The sequence below is a fragment of the Streptomyces litmocidini genome (genome assembly GCF_014649755.1).
In the GTDB taxonomy this organism is placed as follows: domain Bacteria; phylum Actinomycetota; class Actinomycetes; order Streptomycetales; family Streptomycetaceae; genus Streptomyces; species Streptomyces litmocidini.
This window is the reverse complement of record NZ_BMTQ01000009.1, coordinates 240,988-257,216: the sequence shown is the minus strand read 5'-3', so window position 1 is coordinate 257,216 and position 16,229 is coordinate 240,988. Positions and strand designations below refer to the sequence as shown.

21 protein-coding genes are annotated in these 16,229 nt (G+C 71.1%); 7 read left to right on the top strand and 14 right to left on the bottom strand.

All coding sequences use genetic code 11. From position 1 onward, the window contains the following. Positions 1 to 214 precede the first annotated feature (214 nt). On the top strand, positions 215 to 577 hold the full coding sequence (locus IE180_RS21130) for an ArsR/SmtB family transcription factor (RefSeq protein ID WP_190158475.1): 363 nt from the start codon (positions 215 to 217) through the stop codon (positions 575 to 577). A gap of 105 nt (positions 578 to 682) precedes the next feature. Continuing rightward, the gene (locus IE180_RS21125) at positions 683 to 1,195 is read left to right on the top strand and encodes a GNAT family N-acetyltransferase (protein ID WP_190158474.1); all 513 of its coding nucleotides are present in this window, start codon (positions 683 to 685) and stop codon (positions 1,193 to 1,195) included. 87 nt (positions 1,196 to 1,282) lie between these two features. Here the strand turns inward: IE180_RS21125 and IE180_RS21120 are convergent, their stop codons facing one another. Further along, positions 1,283 to 1,657 (bottom strand): ArsR/SmtB family transcription factor, encoded by a 375-nt coding sequence (locus IE180_RS21120; RefSeq protein ID WP_190158515.1) that lies wholly within the window; start codon positions 1,655 to 1,657, stop codon positions 1,283 to 1,285. Positions 1,658 to 1,689: 32 nt separating this feature from the next. Continuing rightward, a complete protein-coding gene (locus tag IE180_RS21115; protein WP_229832930.1) occupies positions 1,690 to 2,019 on the bottom strand; it encodes an ArsR/SmtB family transcription factor in 330 nt (109 codons plus the stop codon). A gap of 401 nt (positions 2,020 to 2,420) precedes the next feature. On the opposite strand from IE180_RS21115, the gene IE180_RS21110 reads away from it, so the two are divergent. Together IE180_RS21110 and IE180_RS21105 are read left to right on the top strand one after the other, a co-directional pair. Then, complete coding sequence (locus IE180_RS21110) at positions 2,421 to 3,542, top strand: permease (protein ID WP_190158473.1); 1,122 nt, start codon at positions 2,421 to 2,423, stop codon at positions 3,540 to 3,542. Positions 3,543 to 3,672: 130 nt separating this feature from the next. After that, entirely contained in the window at positions 3,673 to 4,188 is a 516-nt protein-coding gene (locus IE180_RS21105; protein WP_190158472.1) for a GNAT family N-acetyltransferase, read from the top strand. Between the two features lie 104 nt (positions 4,189 to 4,292). Here the strand turns inward: IE180_RS21105 and IE180_RS21100 are convergent, their stop codons facing one another. The 11 genes from IE180_RS21100 to IE180_RS21050 form a co-directional block, all read right to left on the bottom strand. Further along, positions 4,293 to 5,114: an S-methyl-5'-thioadenosine phosphorylase gene (locus IE180_RS21100; protein ID WP_190158471.1), complete on the bottom strand. Its 822-nt coding sequence runs from the start codon at positions 5,112 to 5,114 to the stop codon at positions 4,293 to 4,295. Then, entirely contained in the window at positions 5,107 to 5,889 is a 783-nt protein-coding gene (gene mtnC / locus IE180_RS21095) for an acireductone synthase (protein WP_190158470.1), read from the bottom strand. Before mtnC ends, IE180_RS21100 begins: the two co-directional genes overlap by 8 nt. Beyond that, positions 5,889 to 6,464, bottom strand: a complete 576-nt coding sequence (locus tag IE180_RS21090) for a 1,2-dihydroxy-3-keto-5-methylthiopentene dioxygenase (protein WP_190158469.1) — start codon at positions 6,462 to 6,464, stop codon at positions 5,889 to 5,891. The genes mtnC and IE180_RS21090 overlap by 1 nt, the downstream gene beginning before the upstream one ends. A 24-nt stretch (positions 6,465 to 6,488) precedes the next feature. Further along, positions 6,489 to 7,151 carry a methylthioribulose 1-phosphate dehydratase gene (gene mtnB / locus IE180_RS21085; RefSeq protein WP_190158468.1) on the bottom strand — a complete coding sequence of 221 codons (663 nt, stop codon included), beginning with the start codon at positions 7,149 to 7,151 and terminating at the stop codon, positions 6,489 to 6,491. Beyond that, complete coding sequence (mtnA, locus tag IE180_RS21080; RefSeq protein WP_190158467.1) at positions 7,148 to 8,173, bottom strand: S-methyl-5-thioribose-1-phosphate isomerase; 1,026 nt, start codon at positions 8,171 to 8,173, stop codon at positions 7,148 to 7,150. The genes mtnB and mtnA overlap by 4 nt, the downstream gene beginning before the upstream one ends. Before the next feature lie 38 nt (positions 8,174 to 8,211). Continuing rightward, entirely contained in the window at positions 8,212 to 9,474 is a 1,263-nt protein-coding gene (locus tag IE180_RS21075; RefSeq protein ID WP_190158466.1) for an ATP-grasp domain-containing protein, read from the bottom strand. 569 nt (positions 9,475 to 10,043) lie between these two features. After that, positions 10,044 to 10,352 (bottom strand): ArsR/SmtB family transcription factor, encoded by a 309-nt coding sequence (locus IE180_RS21070; protein WP_190158465.1) that lies wholly within the window; start codon positions 10,350 to 10,352, stop codon positions 10,044 to 10,046. Between the two features lie 179 nt (positions 10,353 to 10,531). After that, positions 10,532 to 10,912, bottom strand: coding sequence for an ArsR/SmtB family transcription factor (locus IE180_RS21065; RefSeq protein WP_190158464.1), 381 nt, complete (start codon positions 10,910 to 10,912; stop codon positions 10,532 to 10,534). Positions 10,913 to 10,967: 55 nt separating this feature from the next. Beyond that, complete coding sequence (locus IE180_RS21060) at positions 10,968 to 12,059, bottom strand: ArsO family NAD(P)H-dependent flavin-containing monooxygenase (RefSeq protein WP_190158463.1); 1,092 nt, start codon at positions 12,057 to 12,059, stop codon at positions 10,968 to 10,970. Positions 12,060 to 12,134: 75 nt separating this feature from the next. Beyond that, positions 12,135 to 13,220 carry an ACR3 family arsenite efflux transporter gene (gene arsB, locus IE180_RS21055; protein ID WP_190158462.1) on the bottom strand — a complete coding sequence of 362 codons (1,086 nt, stop codon included), beginning with the start codon at positions 13,218 to 13,220 and terminating at the stop codon, positions 12,135 to 12,137. Then, entirely contained in the window at positions 13,217 to 13,525 is a 309-nt protein-coding gene (locus tag IE180_RS21050) for an ArsR/SmtB family transcription factor (RefSeq protein WP_190158461.1), read from the bottom strand. Before IE180_RS21050 ends, arsB begins: the two co-directional genes overlap by 4 nt. A 71-nt stretch (positions 13,526 to 13,596) precedes the next feature. On the opposite strand from IE180_RS21050, the gene IE180_RS21045 reads away from it, so the two are divergent. After that, the gene (locus IE180_RS21045) at positions 13,597 to 14,025 is read left to right on the top strand and encodes an arsenate reductase ArsC (protein WP_190158460.1); all 429 of its coding nucleotides are present in this window, start codon (positions 13,597 to 13,599) and stop codon (positions 14,023 to 14,025) included. Positions 14,026 to 14,348: 323 nt separating this feature from the next. Next, complete coding sequence (locus tag IE180_RS21040) at positions 14,349 to 14,987, top strand: aminoglycoside phosphotransferase family protein (protein ID WP_229860693.1); 639 nt, start codon at positions 14,349 to 14,351, stop codon at positions 14,985 to 14,987. 112 nt (positions 14,988 to 15,099) lie between these two features. Here IE180_RS21040 and IE180_RS21035 read toward each other — a convergent pair whose 3' ends face one another. Further along, positions 15,100 to 15,441, bottom strand: coding sequence for a hypothetical protein (locus IE180_RS21035; RefSeq protein WP_190158459.1), 342 nt, complete (start codon positions 15,439 to 15,441; stop codon positions 15,100 to 15,102). Positions 15,442 to 15,696: 255 nt separating this feature from the next. On the opposite strand from IE180_RS21035, the gene IE180_RS21030 reads away from it, so the two are divergent. Continuing rightward, positions 15,697 to 16,110, top strand: coding sequence for a hypothetical protein (locus tag IE180_RS21030; RefSeq protein WP_190158458.1), 414 nt, complete (start codon positions 15,697 to 15,699; stop codon positions 16,108 to 16,110). Positions 16,111 to 16,229: the final 119 nt, after the last annotated feature.

The window sequence follows — 16,229 nt, the reverse complement described above, 5'->3', positions numbered from 1 at the left end:
GCATGGCACTTGATTCGATGAGTTTCAACATAGACATGCATCGAAATTGCGATCTCAAGCACGTGCCGACGGGGCGGGACGGGCGCACGCCGGCCGTGGATCCGCACCATGGCGCCACGCGCCGCAGCCCCCCCCCCCCCCCCCCCCCCCCCCCCCCCCCCCCCGGCCGGGCGAAGCCCTGGGCGGCTGGTTCGACATGTGTCAACATAGACGGATGTCGAAGATGAAGGTGCTGCCGGTGCTGGAGCCCGCGACGGAGCCCTGCTGCCCGCCCCTGAACGAGCGGCCACTGACCGCCGAGGAGGCCGAGCGGACCGCCGTGATGTTCAAGGCGCTGGGCGATCCGGTCCGGCTGCGGCTCTTCTCCTCCGTCGCCTCGCACGAGGGCGGCGAGGCGTGCGTCTGCGACATCTCCGACGTCGGCGTCTCCCAGCCCACCGTCTCCCACCACCTGAAGAAGCTGAAGGAGGCCGGGCTGCTCTCCTCGGAGCGGCGCGGCACCTGGGTGTACTACCGCGTCGAGCCCACCGTCCTCGCGGCCATGGGGGCCCTCCTCACCAGGGCCGCCTCGGCCTGACGGCCGCCGGAGCGCCGGGGGAAGCGCACCCGCCCCGGATTTCCCTCGCACCTCCGGCCCCGTCCCGACGCCGCACCCACGCCTCCGTCTGGGAGACTCCGCTCCATGACCGGATCAGCCACCCGCACCGTCACCGTCGTCCCCCTCACGGCCGACCACGCCGACGAGGTCGTCACGATCTACCAGGCCGGGATCGACGAGGGCAACGCCACCTTCGAGACCGTCGCCCCGACGTGGGAGCAGTTCGACGGGGCCAAGCTGCCGGAGCACCGATTCGCCGCGCTCGACGAGGCCGGCCGGGTGCTCGGGTGGGTGGCCGTCACGAGGGTCTCCGACCGGTGCGCGTACGCCGGCGTCGTCGAGCACTCCGTGTACGTACACCCCGACGCGCGGGGACGGGGCGTCGCGTCGGCGCTGCTGAAGGCGCTCGTCGACTCCACCGAGGCGGCCGGGATCTGGACCATCCAGTCCGGCGTCTTCCCCGAGAACTCCGCCAGCCTCGCCGTCCACGCCCGTGCGGGCTTCCGGGTCATCGGCACGCGTGAGCGCATCGGCCGTCACCACGGGGTCTGGCGCGACACCGTCCTCGTGGAGCGGCGCAGCCCGCACATCGGCTGACCCCGTCGAGCACGGACGGGTGCGGACGGGCGGACCACGGCGGAATCGACGTCGCGGCCCCGGGTCCGGGAGCGGCGACGCCGAACGTCAGGAGTTCCGGGCCGCCAGAGAGAGGTCCTCCTCGCCGGCCTTCTCGGCGTCGGCGAGAAACGCGCCCAGCGAGGCCAGGACGCCGGGCGCGGGACGGTAGTACACCCAGGTGCCGCGCCGCTCGGAGGTGAGCAGGCCCGCTTCCCGGAGCTTCTTCAGATGGTGGCTGACCGTGGGCTGGGAGACGCCCACGTCGGCTATGTCGCAGACGCACGCCTCGCCGTTGGGGTGCGATGCCACTCTGGACAGGAGGCGGAGCCGGACGGGGTCGGCCAGCGCCTTGAACATCGCCGCCATGATCTCGGCGTCCCCTTCGGACAGCGCGGCGGTCACGAGGGGCGGGCAGCAGGCCGTGGCGCTCGCACCGGACATGTGCGGGGTCGACTTGGTCAAGGGACCGGTCCTCACGCCGAGGCCGCGGGGCGGCCCATGACGGCGTCGGCCGCACTGGGGAAGCAGGCCACGCAGGCGACGTTGATGGAGTAGAGCATCGAGGTCCCCTGGCGCTCGCGCAGGACGAATCGCACGTCGGCGAGCAGCTTCAGGTGGTGGGACACCGTCGACTGTCCGACGCCCATCCGGTCCACGATCTCTCCGACGCTCATCGGCCCGGTCGCCAGGGCGAGAAGATTGAGGATCTGCACGCGGGTGGGATCGGAAAGGGCCTTGAACCAGGTCGCATAGGACTCGGCCGTGGTCCGATCGATCAGCTGGGCATTCATCGTACCGCTCATGATTCATCGATGTTATTCGATGACCACCCGCGACGGCAAGGTTCGCCCCGCGCGGAGGACCGCCACGGAGGGCCCGTACGACCCCGTCGGCGCCCCACATGCGAGCGGGACCGCCGACAAGGGTGGCGGCACAGACGCCGCACAGAGGGCATCCGCACCAGCACGACCCGGGAAACAAGCTCCGTTTCCGGGCAGCCGCCACCGAAGAGGCGGGGCGGCTCCCTTCAGCACGACGTGGGTCCCCCCGATTCCCATTGCCCCTCTTCCCTTTAATCGTCTATCATCGATATTCGATAGAAGGGGATGCCGATCGAGCCTCCCCACGCGGCTCGCCACGTCTCCTGTTCGTCGCTTCACGGCGCCGCTCCCCTCATGTGTCACCGTCTCAGAGAGGTTCACCTGTGGACGAATTGCGGGCCCTTGGCCTGTTCATCCTGTTCGAGGTGCTGCACTATCTCCCGTGGTTCCTGTTCGCCATCGTCCTGGGCATCGCCGTACAGCGTCTGTCGATCGACGTGGTCGCGCGCCGCAGCTTCGCCCAGGGACGCAGGGGCGTCCTCGGCATCGCCATCGTCACGGCCATCGGAGCGTTCAGTCCCTTCTGCTCCTTCACCGTGATCCCGCTGATCCGCCGTTTCCTGATAGCCGGCGTCCCGCTCTCGGCGGTGATGTCGTTCTGGATCGCCTCCCCGTCCATGGACCCGGAGATCTACGCGCTCTCCGCCGCCCAGCTCGGACTCCCCATCGCCACCGCCCGCCTCATCGGCGCCCTGGTGCTGAGCTTCGGCGCGGGTCTCCTCGTCCTGGCACTGGAGCGGCGCGGCCGGTTCGCCGATCCGCTGCTCGACTCGACGGAGGAGAAGGCGCCCGCGAAGAGCTGTTCGCAGGAGACGGTGGCCGTGCCCGAGCCGGCCTGCTCGACCGCGAAGGCGACCGTGCCCGAGACCGTGACCGTCGGAGGCGGCAGCGGGAGCGACAGCGGCCCTGCGGGGGGCTGTGGTGGTTCCACCCAGGCGGCCGAGCCCGCGGCCGGCGGCTGCTCCGCCGCCGCGCGGAACGACGCGGACGACGACGGCACCCCGTGGCGCGTACTCGTGCGGCGCGACATCAAGAACCTCCGCGCCGGCGCGATCCTCAAGGAGATCGTCAGCGACTCCCTGATCCTGGGCAAGTGGCTGCTCCTGGCCATCGTCCTCGAGGCCCTGATCGTCCGCTACGTACCCACCGATGTCGTCTCGGGCATCCTCGGCACGGACGGCGTCCTCTCCGTCCTGATCGCCGGGCTCATCAGCGTCCCGCTCTACCTCAATGGCGTCGGTGCCATCCCCGTCGTCGAGGGTCTCCTGGACCAGGGCATGGTCGCGGCGGCGGGCGTCACCTTCCTCCTCGGCGGTGCCATCACGACGATTCCCGCCATGGTGGCCGTCAAGAGCGTCGTCAAGACGAAGGTGTTCGCCTTCTACCTCGGCGTGGGCCTCATCGGCAGCGTGGGCATCGGTCTCGTCACGCTGCCCCTGCTCTGACCCGGTGCTCCTCCCCACCCCCCACCCACGCTCCTGCGGCGACCCCCGGCGCCGCGGGAGCGTCGCCGTACCCGCTGACGAACACCGTGCGCACCCCGTCCGCGGGAGCGCACGGGGACAAGGAGCACGCATGACCACCACATCCCCGCGCTCGGACATCACCCTGGTCCCGATGACCGACGACCACGCGCCGGCCGTCCTGGCGATCTACCGGCAAGGCATCGACGAGGGCAACGCCACGTTCGAGACCACCGCGCCGCCGTGGAGCGCGTTCGACACCGCCAAGCTGGTGGCGCACCGGTTCGTGGCGCTGGAGCGGCGGGGGCGGGTGGTCGGCTGGACGGCGGTGTCGCCCGTCTCGACCCGGCCCGCGTACGCGGGGGTCGTCGAGCATTCCGTGTACGTCTGTCCCACGGCGCGCGGAACCGGCGTGGGGCGAGCGCTTCTGGAGGCACTGGTCGTCTCCACGGAGAAGGCGGGGATCTGGACGATCCAGGCGGGCGTCTTCCCCGAGAACGCGGCGAGCCTGGCTCTGCACGAGGCCGTGGGGTTCCGCGTGCTGGGCCGGCGGGAGCGCGTGGCCCGCCACCACGGGGTCTGGCGCGACGTCCTGCTCGTGGAGCGCCGCAGCCCGGTGGTCGGATGACTGATGCCGGTCACCGCGGTGACCGGCATCAGCCTGCGTGTTCCTGACCGGCGCGGATCCGGCCCGTACCGGCCGTCGTACCAGTCGTATCAGTACCAGTCGTATCAGGGGAGCTCGAACGGCAGCTCCATCCCGTCCAGCGTCGTCGCGCACGCGCACGTCCGCTCGCGGTCCAGGGCGTGGACGGTCTTCAGGACCAGGCTCTTCAGGCGTTCCACGTTCGCCGCGAACACGCGGAACACCTCGTCCTGCGAGACGCCCTCTCCGTGCTCCACACCGGCGTCGTAGTCGGTGACCAGGGCCATGGAGGTGTAGCAGAGGGCGAGTTCACGGGCGAGTACGGCTTCGGGGTGCCCGGTCATGTTGATCAGGGACCAGCCTGCCGCGGCGTACCCCTGGGACTCGGCCCGGGTGGAGAACCGGGGCCCTTCGACGACCACCATCACTCCCCCGTCGTGGACGTCGGCACCCGCCTCCCCCGCGGCCTTGAGCGCGGCCGCGCGGCCCGCCGCGCAGTACGGATCGGCGAACGACACGTGGACGGCGCCGTGCTCGTAGTACGTCTGGACGCGGCCGGCGGTCCGGTCGACGAGCTGATCGGGGATGACGACGCTTCCGGGGCCGAGGGAGGCGCGCAGCGAGCCGACGGCGCAGGGCGCGAGGACCTGCCTCACTCCCAACGAGCGCAGTGCCCACATGTTGGCGCGGTAGTTGATGCGGTGCGGGGGGAGCTCGTGGTGGCTGCCGTGCCGGGGCAGGAAGGCCACTCTGCGGTCGCCCACGGTGCCGATGGACACCGCGTCGGAGGGTGCGCCGTAGGGGGTGGTGACCTCGACGCGCTGGACCGACTCCAGGAGTTCGTAGAAGCCGCTGCCGCCGATGACCGCGAAGTCGGCCTTCGGCGCCGTGTCGGACGGATCACTCATCGTTCGGATGCTCCTGCGTGTGCGTGTCGACCGGCGCCGCCGGTCCACCCGGGCCGGGCCGGGAAACGAGTGGGGTGAGAGAGGCCACGGCCTCGTGGCCGGTCACTGCCGCGCGTTCGTCGCCGGGGCGGCGCACAGCGGCCGTCCGCCAGCCGGCCGCGGCCGCGGCGTCGAGCTCGGCACCGACGTCGCTGACGAACAGCAGGTCGGCAGGTGCGTGCCCCAGATCCGCCGCGATCGCACGGTAGGAGTCGGGGTCCGCCTTGGGGCCGGTTGTCGTCAGGTCGAAGTAACCGTCGAGCAGCGGGCGCAGGTCGCCGTGGGCGGTGTGGCCGAACCAGTCCCGCTGGGCGGCCACGGAGCCCGAGGAATAGACGAAGCGGCCTGTGCCCCGCGACTTCCAGTGCCGCAGTGCGGGCGGCACGTCCGGGTACACGTGACCGCACAACTCGCCCGCCGCGTAGCCGTCGGCCCAGATCAGTCCCTGCAGCGTCTTCAGCGGCGCCGCCTTCACGTCGGCGTCGGCCCATTGCTCCAGGAGCGCCAGGGCACTCGCCTCGTCGTGGGCCGTCCCGGTGTGGGCGGTGACCGCGTCGAGGATCTGCCGCCAGGGTGCGGTGCCGCGGTGTGCGGCGAGCCAGGGGGCGAACCTCTCACGCGCGTAGGGGAAGAGGACGTCACGCACGTGGCCGAGGGAGCCGGTGGTTCCCTCGATGTCGAGGACGACGGCCCGCAGCCCGTTGTCGGGGACCCGGGCCTGTCGGCTGCCCGGCATCAGCCCTCCCGCAGCAACGCGTCGAGGCGGGGGAAGCCTTCGGCGACGGGCTCCTGGGTGAAGTCCCCCACCCAGCCGTCCTCCTTCTCGAAGAACCGGATGGCGCAGAAGTCCGGTACGGGCCCCATGTCGAACCAGTGCCGGGTGCCGGCCGGGACCGACAGCAGGTCACCGGCCTCGCACACCACGGCGTACACGCGGTCGTCCAGATGCAGGTAGAAGCAGCCGGTGCCCTGGGCGAAGAACCGGACCTCGTCCTCGGCGTGCCGGTGCTCGTCGAGGAAAGCCGACCGGGCCTTGGCCGCGCGCTGCTGCCACTCCGCTCCCTCCTCGGGGTGCAGGCGGGCGACATCGACGAGGCGCAGCCCTTGCTGGGCGCACAGTTCGTCGACCTCGGCCCGGTAGGCGTCGAGCAGTTCCCCGGACGACGTCTGCGGCGTCACCTGTGCGCGCAGCGGCCAGCGGGTGAAGGAGACCGACCTCTCGCGCAGGGCTTGTGCGATGGTCTCCTCGTCCTGCGTGCGGAGCAGCACGGTGTCCGGTGCGTCGTCCGGCATGATCTGCAGCAAGGTCATGGTGTGGTCCTGTCGTCGGGTTCTTCAGGCACGGGAGACGTGCAGCTCGGACCGGGAGAGCACGAGCAGTTGGCAGAGCGACTCGAGACATTCGAGCCGGCTCTTCGCCTGGCCCAGCGAGTCGCCCCACGTGGTGATGCCGTGATCGGCGAGAAGCAGGCCGGGCGGACCTTCCCGGTCGACCGCGAGACGGGCGGCGACGTCGTCGGCGATCCGCTCGACCTGGGGCCAGTTGGGGAAGACCGGCAGCTCCGTGACGGTCGGGTCCTTCAGTCCCAGTCCCTTGAGCAGCTCGAAGCGGTCCACCCGTACCGAGGAGACGGTGTCCGGGGAAGCGGCACGGTGGGCGACGACGGTGGCGTACGGGGAGTGGACGTGGATGACGGCGCGGGCTTCGGTGACGCGGTAGACCGCCGCGTGGATGGAGGTCTCCGCCGAGGGGCGGTCCTGGCCGGGAGGGGACGCCCGGCCGGTGAGGGCGTCGACCTCCACCACGTCCCGGGCGGTCAGTTCGCCTTTGTCCCGGCCGCTCGCCGTGATCAGCGCCCGGCCGGGGTCGTCGGGCAGCCGCATGGAGATGTTGCCGGACGTGCCCGGCATCCATCCCCGCGCGTACAGGGTGCGGGAGATGTCGGCCAGCTGCTGGGCGGTCTGCTTGCCGGCGGCGGTGGACGGTGCGTAGCTCATGCCCTTGCCTCGGATGCGTGGTGGACACCGTGCTCGGAGACGACCGCGGTGATCAGGGAAGCCGGGGTGACGTCGAAGGCGGGGTTGTACGCGCGTGTACCGCGTGGCGTGGTGCGGATCTCGCCGTAGGAGGTCACTTCGTCCGTGGCGCGTTCCTCGATGACGATGTCCCGGCCGTCGACGAGGGACCTGTCCCACGACGACTCGGGGGCGACGACGATGAAGGGGATGCCGTGGTGGGCGGCGGCGATCGCCAGCCCGTAGGTGCCGATCTTGTTGGCCACGTCCCCGCGCGCGGTGATCCGGTCGGCTCCGACGAGGACGCAGTCGACGAGCCCCTGGCTCATGGCCGCGGCGGCCGCGCTGTCGACACACACGCGGTGCGGCACGCCGGCCTCTGCCAGTTCCCAGGCCGTCAGCCGGGCGCCCTGCAGGAGCGGCCGGGTCTCGTCGACGAGGACCTCGGCGACCTTTCCGGCATCGGCGAGGGCGAGGATCGTGCCGAGGGCGGTGCCCACGGCCGCGGTCGCGAGCCGGCCGGTGTTGCAGTGGGTCAGGAGTCGCAGGGACCGCCGCGGGCAGCGGTCCAGTACGGCCCGGACCGCGTGGGCGACCATCTGCCGGTTGACCGCCCGGTCCTCGTCGATCATGGCGGTGGCCTCGGCCAGGACCGCGTCCGGGCCGTCGGCGAGCCTTCCGAGGGCCCGGTCGACGGCCCATGCCAGGTTGACGGCCGTCGGGCGGGCGGCGGCGAGTCGCCGGGCGTCGGCGCGCACGGCCTGCCGCCCGCCGCCGCTGGTGTCGGGCGAGCAGTGGGCGTACGCCGAGAGCGCGACGCCCAGGGCGCCCGCGAGTCCGATGGAGGGGGCGCCCCGCACCGCGAGCGTCGTGATGGCGGTGACGACGTCGTCCACGGTGTCCAGGCGCAGCAGCCGCCTCTCGTGGGGCAGCGCCCGCTGGTCGAGGGTGACGATCGCGTTGTCTTCCCAGCGCAATGACGGCTGGTCGGAGGGCTTGCTCACGGGCGGTGGCTCCTTGGGGGCCTGAGAGGTGGAACCGGTCAGTCGGTCAGGGGACGCGACCGCAGTGCGACCAGGGTGGGCGCGGCCTCCAGGTCGGCGGTCACCTGCTCGGGGTCCTCGCCGACGGCGATGACGTAGCCGTACCGGTTCATGTACGCCCGGGGCGGGAGTGCCAGCCGGGTGCCGGGGCCGGCCGTCGCGACCGCGCTGTGCACCGTGGGCCCGAAGAGGTCGGTGCGGACGGTCACCTCGGCCGCCTCGCAGTCGGCCTCCGGGTAGAGGAACCTGATGGCCGCGGTCCTCCGTTCCTTCGGCGCGGTGTCGGGAGTGAGCCCCGCCGCCACGTGGGCGGCCGCGACCGCCGGGTCGGTGCCGGTGGCGAGCATCCCGATGAGGGGGATGAAGTCGCCGCCGAGGCGCGCGTTGATCTCGACGAGGCGCGGTCCCTTGGGGGTGAGCTTGAACTCGGTGTGCGTGGCACCGTGTGCGAAACCGAGCGCCTCGTGGATGCGGTGCAGTTGGTCCAGGAGCTCGACGTCCTGGAGGAGGGGGTCGGCGGCGTCGACGGTGTGGCCGGTCTCTTCGAAGTACGGGTCCATGCCGGTCTGCTTGCGCGCCACGATCATCGGGGTGCACACGCCGTCGACGACGACCGCGTCGATGCTGATCTCGGGACCGGTGAGGTACTCCTCGACCAGGACGTCGGCCTCGTAACGGGGCACTCCGGGCCAGTGGGCGGAGCTGGCCGCATCGAAGGCCGCCTCGACGGCGTCGCCGTGGTCGGCCCGGACGACACCGAGGCTGCCTGCGAGTCCACGGGCCTTGACCACCACGGGATAGCCGGTCGCCTCGGCCGCACGGCGCGCCTCGGCCGCCGTGGAGACCGGGGTGCAGGCCGGCTGCGGCACGTCGGCGGCCGTCAGCCGTGCCCGCGTGGTCGCCTTGTCCCGGCAGGAGAGCACCGCGTCGGGCGCGCTTCCGGGCAGGCCGAGGGCTTCGGCGAGGCGGGCGGCGGTGTGCACGAGGGACTCGTCGTAGGTGAAGACCCCCGCGACGGGCAGCTGTTGCATGACCTTCTTCGCCTCGGCGAGGAGGGCGTCGAGGTCCTTGGTGTCGAGGAGCGAGGTCCCCTCCACGTACGGCAGTTGCCAGCTGGGCTCGTAGGCGTCGAGGAGCCACAGACGGAAGTGGCGCGAGACGGCCGCCACGATGTACTCCCGGTAGCGGCGGTCACCGCTGCCCATGAGGAGCAGGACCGGTGCCTCGGTGGTGGGCGAGTGCGGGCGGGGCGTGGCGGCCATGGTGGGAACCTTTGCGTCGACGTGTGGTCGGGGCCGGGGCCGGCCGACGGAACGGGGCGGGGACCAGATCGGCAACGGCACTGTCGGCCGACGGCCGGAACCCTGCCAGGGTCGAGCGATCTATGTCAATAGATCGATGAACGGTCGAAGGGTCGCCCCTCTCCGGACGTCGCCGCCGCACGGCGCACCTGGCTCGGACCGGCCGCCTCGGCGGGTGCTCGCGAAAGCCGGACAGGTCACCCAGGGTGGGCGTTCACGCAGATGAGGCCGGCAAGGATGAGAGACGTCCGCGCACCTTGCGACTTCTGCGGATTCCGTCGCCAGAACCGCGGCAAGACATTTGAACCGCGCGACGGACGGCGAAATTCGATCGGCGGCCATCGATGATTCAGGCGTGGCGAACGGCTTCGGGGCCCACCTGCCCGACACGGTCGGACCACCTGCGCCGGGGCCGCCGGAAAGGCCGGGAAGGAGTGGCGTTCCCGCACGGATCGCGCCCCACGGCTCTCGGGGCCACGGGTCGGTGGACGCCGAACGGCACGGGCGCCCCGAAGGAGAAGCGGCCGGCCTCAACCGCAAGGCCGCCGGGCCGCCGTGGCTCCGCGTCCCCCGTCGGCCAGACCGCCGAAGAACGCGGCCAGATCGGCCGGCGCCTCCGGGCACAGCCGGTAATAGGTGAAACGTCCGCAGGGCTCGGTCTCCACGACACCCGCTTCCCGGAGAACCCGGAGATGGTTCGACAGGTTCGTCTGCCGCGCGCCCGTCTCCTCGACGAGGTGAGTCGTGCACAGCGACTCACGGGCGAGCAGGCACACGATGCGAAGCCGCAGAGGGTCCGCCAGAGCCCTCAGCAGTTCCGCGTTCACCGACGTCGTCATGGCCTGATCGTGACACACCGAGCACAACCGGTGTCAACCGACGGATTTTCCAACGCCGTTGTACCGCAGCCCGTTTGAGGAGACAGCGATGCGCGAAGTCGGCACCGGCACGTCCGCGGAGGTTCCCGGGATCCTCGCCGCGGAGACGGACGCGGCGTCGCCGCGTCGAACCGGGAGGGTCAGAAAGACGAGCAGTCGGCGCCCTGGGGAAAGGCACGCTTCCTGAGCTCCCGAAGGGCGTCCCAGCGGATCGAGAACCAGGCCCAGGTTCCTCGCTGTTCACGGCGCAGCAGCCCCGCCGTGGTGAGGATCTTCAGGTGACGGCTCACCGTGGGCTGCGCCAGGTCGAGCGACTCCGTCAGGTCGCAGACGCAGAGTTCTCCGGTCGGCGACCGGTCGATGAGGTGGACGATCTGGAGGCGGGTCTGGTCGGCCATCGCCTTCAACTGTGCCGTCAGCAGCTCGACTTCACCGCGGTCGATCAGCAGTCCCGGGGAGCACGGAACACAGCGCTCCGCACTCACGTCCTCGATCGGTGTGCCCATCGCAGGAATCGCCATCCTGACACCATACGAGCCGACAAGATTCCACGGCCAATCCGATGATCGACATCCGTCAGGCGTTCACCGTCCGTTCACCTGCGTCGCCTCGGCGCAGAAGGGCGGCGATGGCCCGCGCGGCTTCGCGTGCGGGACGGCCGACGCCGACAAGGGTGGCCGAGGCGGGCCCGGTCCAGTCGCCGTACCCGAGCAGATGGAGCCGGGGCTCTCCGACAGCCTCTGTCCCCCGGGTGGGAACGCGTCCGCGAGGCCCGCGGAGCCCGAGCGGGGCGAGGTGGGCGAGAGCAGGACGGAATCCGGTGCACCAGATGATGGCGTCGGCCTCGGCCCGCGTACCGTCGGCCCACTCGACACCGGTCCCCGTCACACGCGTGAACATCGGTCGTGCCTCGAGGAGGCCCGCGTCGCGGGCTTCGCGTACGGGCGGTACGGCGACGATGTCACCGAGCGAAGCGACTCCCCCGCCGTCGGCACGGCCTTCGTCGAGGGCACGGCGGCGGGCGGTGGCGTGGTCGAAGAGGACACGGCCGTCGACGTCGTCGGCGAGGAACCGCGCGGGTCGCCGGGTGACCCACGTGAGGTCGGTGTCGTACGCGAGATCGGCAGCGACCTGCGCTCCGGAGTTCCCGCCTCCGACGACGACGACCCGCATTCCGGCGAACTCACCGGGAGTGCGGTACTCGACGGTGTGGAGCTGCCGCCCCGGAAAGGAACCGCGGCCCGGGACGGAGGGGAGGAACGGCCGCGCCCACGTTCCGGTGGCACTGACGACGGCGCGGGCGCGCCAGACACCGGAGTCGGTCTCGACGCGCAGGTGCTCGCCGTCGCGGCGGACCGCCTCGACGCGAACGGGCCGCTGTACGGGGAGCTCGTACCGGCGCTCGTAGTCCGTCAGGTAGTCGACCACGTGGGCGGCCTCGGGGTACGTCTCCCCCGGCTGCGGCGGCATGAGGCGACCGGGCAGGGACGAGTACGCGGCCGGCGAGAAGAGGTGCAACGAGTCCCACATGCGCTGCCAGGCCCCGCCCGGCGCGGGTTGGGCGTCGAGGACGGCGAAGTCGAGGCCGCCGAGGCGGCGCAGATGGTATCCGGCGGCGAGTCCCGCCTGGCCGCCGCCGATCACGACGACGTCGAGCGCCTTGCTCATCTCCTCGACTTCCCTTCATCCGGCTGCGCCTCGCCCCGGCGGAGGGGCGAGGCGCAGAGTGGCGACACGGCGGGACTACTGCTGGGCGGGGGCGAACTTCTTGCGCCGGGCCAGCGACACGTACACGAGCGCGACCAGGACCGGGACCTCGATGAGGGGGCCGACGACTCCGGAGAGGGCCTGGCCGGAGGTGACGCCGAAGGTGGCGATGGCGACGGCGATGGCGAGCTCGAAGTTGTTGCCGGCCGCGGTGAAGGCGAGCGTCGCGGTGCGGTCGTAGTCGAGGCCGATGGCCTTGCCGAGCGCGAAGGTGCCGAACCACATGACCGCGAAGTAGACGAGGAGCGGGAGGGCGATCCTTGCGACGTCCAGCGGCTGCGAGGTGATGGTCTTCCCCTGGAGCGCGAAGAGGATGACGATCGTGAAGAGCAGCCCGTGGAGCGCCCACGGTCCGATCTTCGGCAGGAACTTCGTCTCGTACGACTCCCGGCCCATCCGCTGCTCGCCGATCCGGCGGGTGAGGAAGCCGGCGACCAGCGGGACGCCGAGGAAGATGACGACGTTCAGGGCGATCTTCCACGGGGAGACGTCGAGCGTCTCGCCCTCGCCGAGGCCGAGCCGGCCGGGCAGCAGATCGAGGTAGAACCAGCCCAGGACGCCGAAGGCGATGACCTGGAAGACCGAGTTCAGGGCGACGAGGACAGCGGCGGCCTCGCGGTCGCCGCAGGCGAGGTCGTTCCAGATGATCACCATGGCGATGCAGCGCGCCAGACCCACGACGATCAGGCCGGTGCGGTACTCGGGCAGGTCCGGCAGGAAGATCCAGGCGAGGGCGAACATGAAGGCCGGGCCGATGACCCAGTTGATGACGAGCGACGAGACCATGAGCTTCTTGTCGCCGGTCACGACGTCGAGCTCGTCGTACCGGACCTTCGCGAGGACCGGGTACATCATGATCAGCAGGCCGACGGCGATGGGCAGCGAGATGCCGCCGATCTCCACCTCGGCCAACGCGTCGTTCAGGCCGGGGACCAGCCTCCCGAGCCCGAGGCCGAGGCCCATGGCGAGGAGGATCCAGACGGCGAGGAAGCGATCGAGCGTCGACAGCCTCCCGACGACCGAGGAACGCGCCGCCGGAGCGGGCGCTTGGGTGGGGGTCACGGACAGGCCCTCTTGTTCTCGGCAGCGGTACGGGCGCTCTCGGCCAGGTCGGCGAACTGGCCGGCGAGCTGGGCGATGGCGTCCGGCTTCAGGCGGTAGTACGTGAAGCGACCGCAGGGCTCGGTCTCCACCACACCGGCTTCGCGCAGCACGCGCAGGTGGTTGGAGAGGTTGGTCTGCCTGGCGCCCGTCTCCTCGACGAGGTGGGTGGTGCAGAGGGTCTCGCGGGCGAGCAGGGTCACGATCCGGAGCCTGAGCGGATCGGCCAGAACCCGGATCAGATCAGTATCGACTGACGTCATCATGGGCTGATATTGTCACATCACTCGCTGCTGATACCAGCCGGGGCTGACCTCTCGCCGGCAAGGAAGAACCGATGACCACCGCTCCGCTCGCCTCCGTGCTCTTCGTCTGCGTCCACAACGCGGGCCGCTCCCAGATGGCCGCCGGATTCCTGCGCCACCTGGCCGGCGACCGCGTCGAGGTCCGCTCCGCCGGTTCGGTTCCCGGCGACCAGGTCAACCCGGCCGCGGTCGAGGCGATGCGTGAGGTCGGTGTCGACATCTCCGACCAGAGGCCGAAGGTGCTGACCACCGAGGCGGTCCAGGCGTCCGACTACGTCATCACCATGGGCTGCGGCGACGCCTGCCCGGTCTTCCCCGGCAAGAAGTACCTCGACTGGGCCCTGGAGGACCCGGCCGGCCAAGGCGTCGAGGCCGTCCGTCCGATCCGCGACGAGATCAAGGGCCTGATCGAGGGACTCATCGCCGAGATCGACACGAAGCAGGAGGAGCGACCCCGTTGACCGGCTCGAACGCGGCGGCCGGGGGCGAGGCCGACCACACCTGCCGCCAGGCCGTCACCCCGGCGGGCCGTCACCCCGGCGGGCTCCGGCTGCCGGGCCGCAGGCGACGCGGAGCGGTGCCTCGCCGCCCCCGCCGACACGAGCGAGGCGCCGCAGGCGTCGCCGTCACGGCCTGAGGCCGCGCCGAAGCCCACGCCGTCGCCCCCACGAACACCAGTTCCTGCCCGTCGCGTTGGCGGACCCGACGGGCAGGAGCTGGCACTTCGCTCCACGGCCACGAGCGACGGAGCCACTACCCGGCGGACATCGCCGTCGTCGAGGACGTGCCCGGCGAGAACCTCGAGGCACCGCTCCGCCGCGACCCGCACCACGCGGAGACAACCTTGGCGCTGCCGGCTGAGGCACTCGACCTAATGCGGCGGCACACAGGACCGGGCTTCGGCAAGGTCGCCCTGATCGACAGCGGCGGCACCTCCCGGGGCCGATCGTGTGAGCAGGTCGTCCTCGACCGCGCGCTCGACGACCTCGCTGAGGCCGCCTCGCGCGACGCCCGGATCACGCGCGTCCGGGACCGCCTGGAGCCGGTGGCTCGCGGGCCGGCCGCCTCCGTGTGTCCGCGCTCGGAGTGCGGGCTCGTCCACGGGGAGCTCGGACCGGACCACGTGCTGGTGGACCGGCTCGGGCAGCCGGTCCTCATCGGCATCGAGGGCCTGATGTTCTTCGACGTCGAACGGGAGCACGCGTTCCCACGAATCCGCTTCGGCGAGCACTATCGGTGGCTGAACAGCGGTCGCCTCGATGGACAGCGCCTGGCCTTCCACATGCCGGCGATGCGGCTGTCGCTCGTCGCCGGACCGCTGCGGCTGCTGGACGGAGACTTCCCCGACCGTGAAGCGATGAGGGGGATCGCCGAGCACAACCTTCAGCAGGCGCTTGCCTTCCTGCCCTCAGACGACCGCTGAACACCTTGGAAGCGATCATCTGGTGGAGGGGGCGGACGTCGGGATGCCCCGCTCCCCCACCGGCCCAGGGCGCACCGGAGTGGACCCCACCGGGTGGGATCCACTCCCACCGTCAGGAGAAGAGGACCGACCGGACCAGAAGGCGATCCGAGGCGCCTCCGCCCGGGCGCAGGCTGTAGAAGGAGTCGCCCTCGCAGTTGGGCTCCAGGAAGACCACGGCTGTGGCGTCGGTACGGTTCTTCGGGGCGTAGGCGGCAGAGCCGGGCTCCTGAGCGGTTCCCTGGATATCGATGCAGGTGCCGCTATCGGGGTTGTCGAGGAAGCCGACCGCCTCATATCCGCCGGACGTCCGGTACGTGTACCGGAACTGCCCCTCGGCCGCGGAGGCCGAACCGGGGACAGTCGCCAGCAGGAGAGCGGCGGCAGCGGTGGCGAGAGCAGAGCGAAGACGCATCGAAGTTCCTGGTTCGCAGGTGAAAGCGGCGAGCAGGGCGAGCAATGCCCCTCGTGGTGACGAGGCAATCCCGGTGCCACACGGACGGGCCATGATGAATCGTTTGTCCGGTCACACCGTCGCGCGAGCGGACTCCACTCGGTGGAGTGGAGCCGGGTCTCGTCGGTGCGCACCACCGCACCGGACGCACACCACCGGGTCCACTCAGTGAGCCTCTTTCATCCTGTGCTGGAGGGTGAAAGAGGTTCAGTGAGCATGGTCGCCCGTGACACGGCCGGCGTCCTGTGGAAGTACACCCACAGCTCCGCCGAGCACCCGTCGAGCGGACCGTTCGACGCGCGGGTGAGAGCCGGCGGCGGCTGGAGCACCTACGACACGCTCGCCGGCACCGAGGACCTCGGTCGCTGGAACGGCCTCGACCTGCTGGCCCGCACCCCCGGAGGCGACCTGTATGCCTACCGGGGCAAGCCGTCCGGATCCGGTCACGTCCCGGCGACCCGCACCAAGATCGGCTGGGGCTGGAACATCTACGACCTCGTCCTCCGAGCCATCCGGCGGAAATCCCCGAGAGCGATCCACACGCCGCACCACTTGAACGGTCCTGGCCACGGCAAGCGCCCTGCTCACTGCTCCGGCGCCACTGTCAGGATCGTCACGCCCGGATCATGACATCCACCAGCAACGACGCATCAGCCCCTATCACGCACCCGCTCGTCGGCGGCCGCGGGGATCGTCTCCGCGCCGTCGGCTGCGGCGAAGTGCGGACCCGGTCGTGCCGTCGGGAGCTT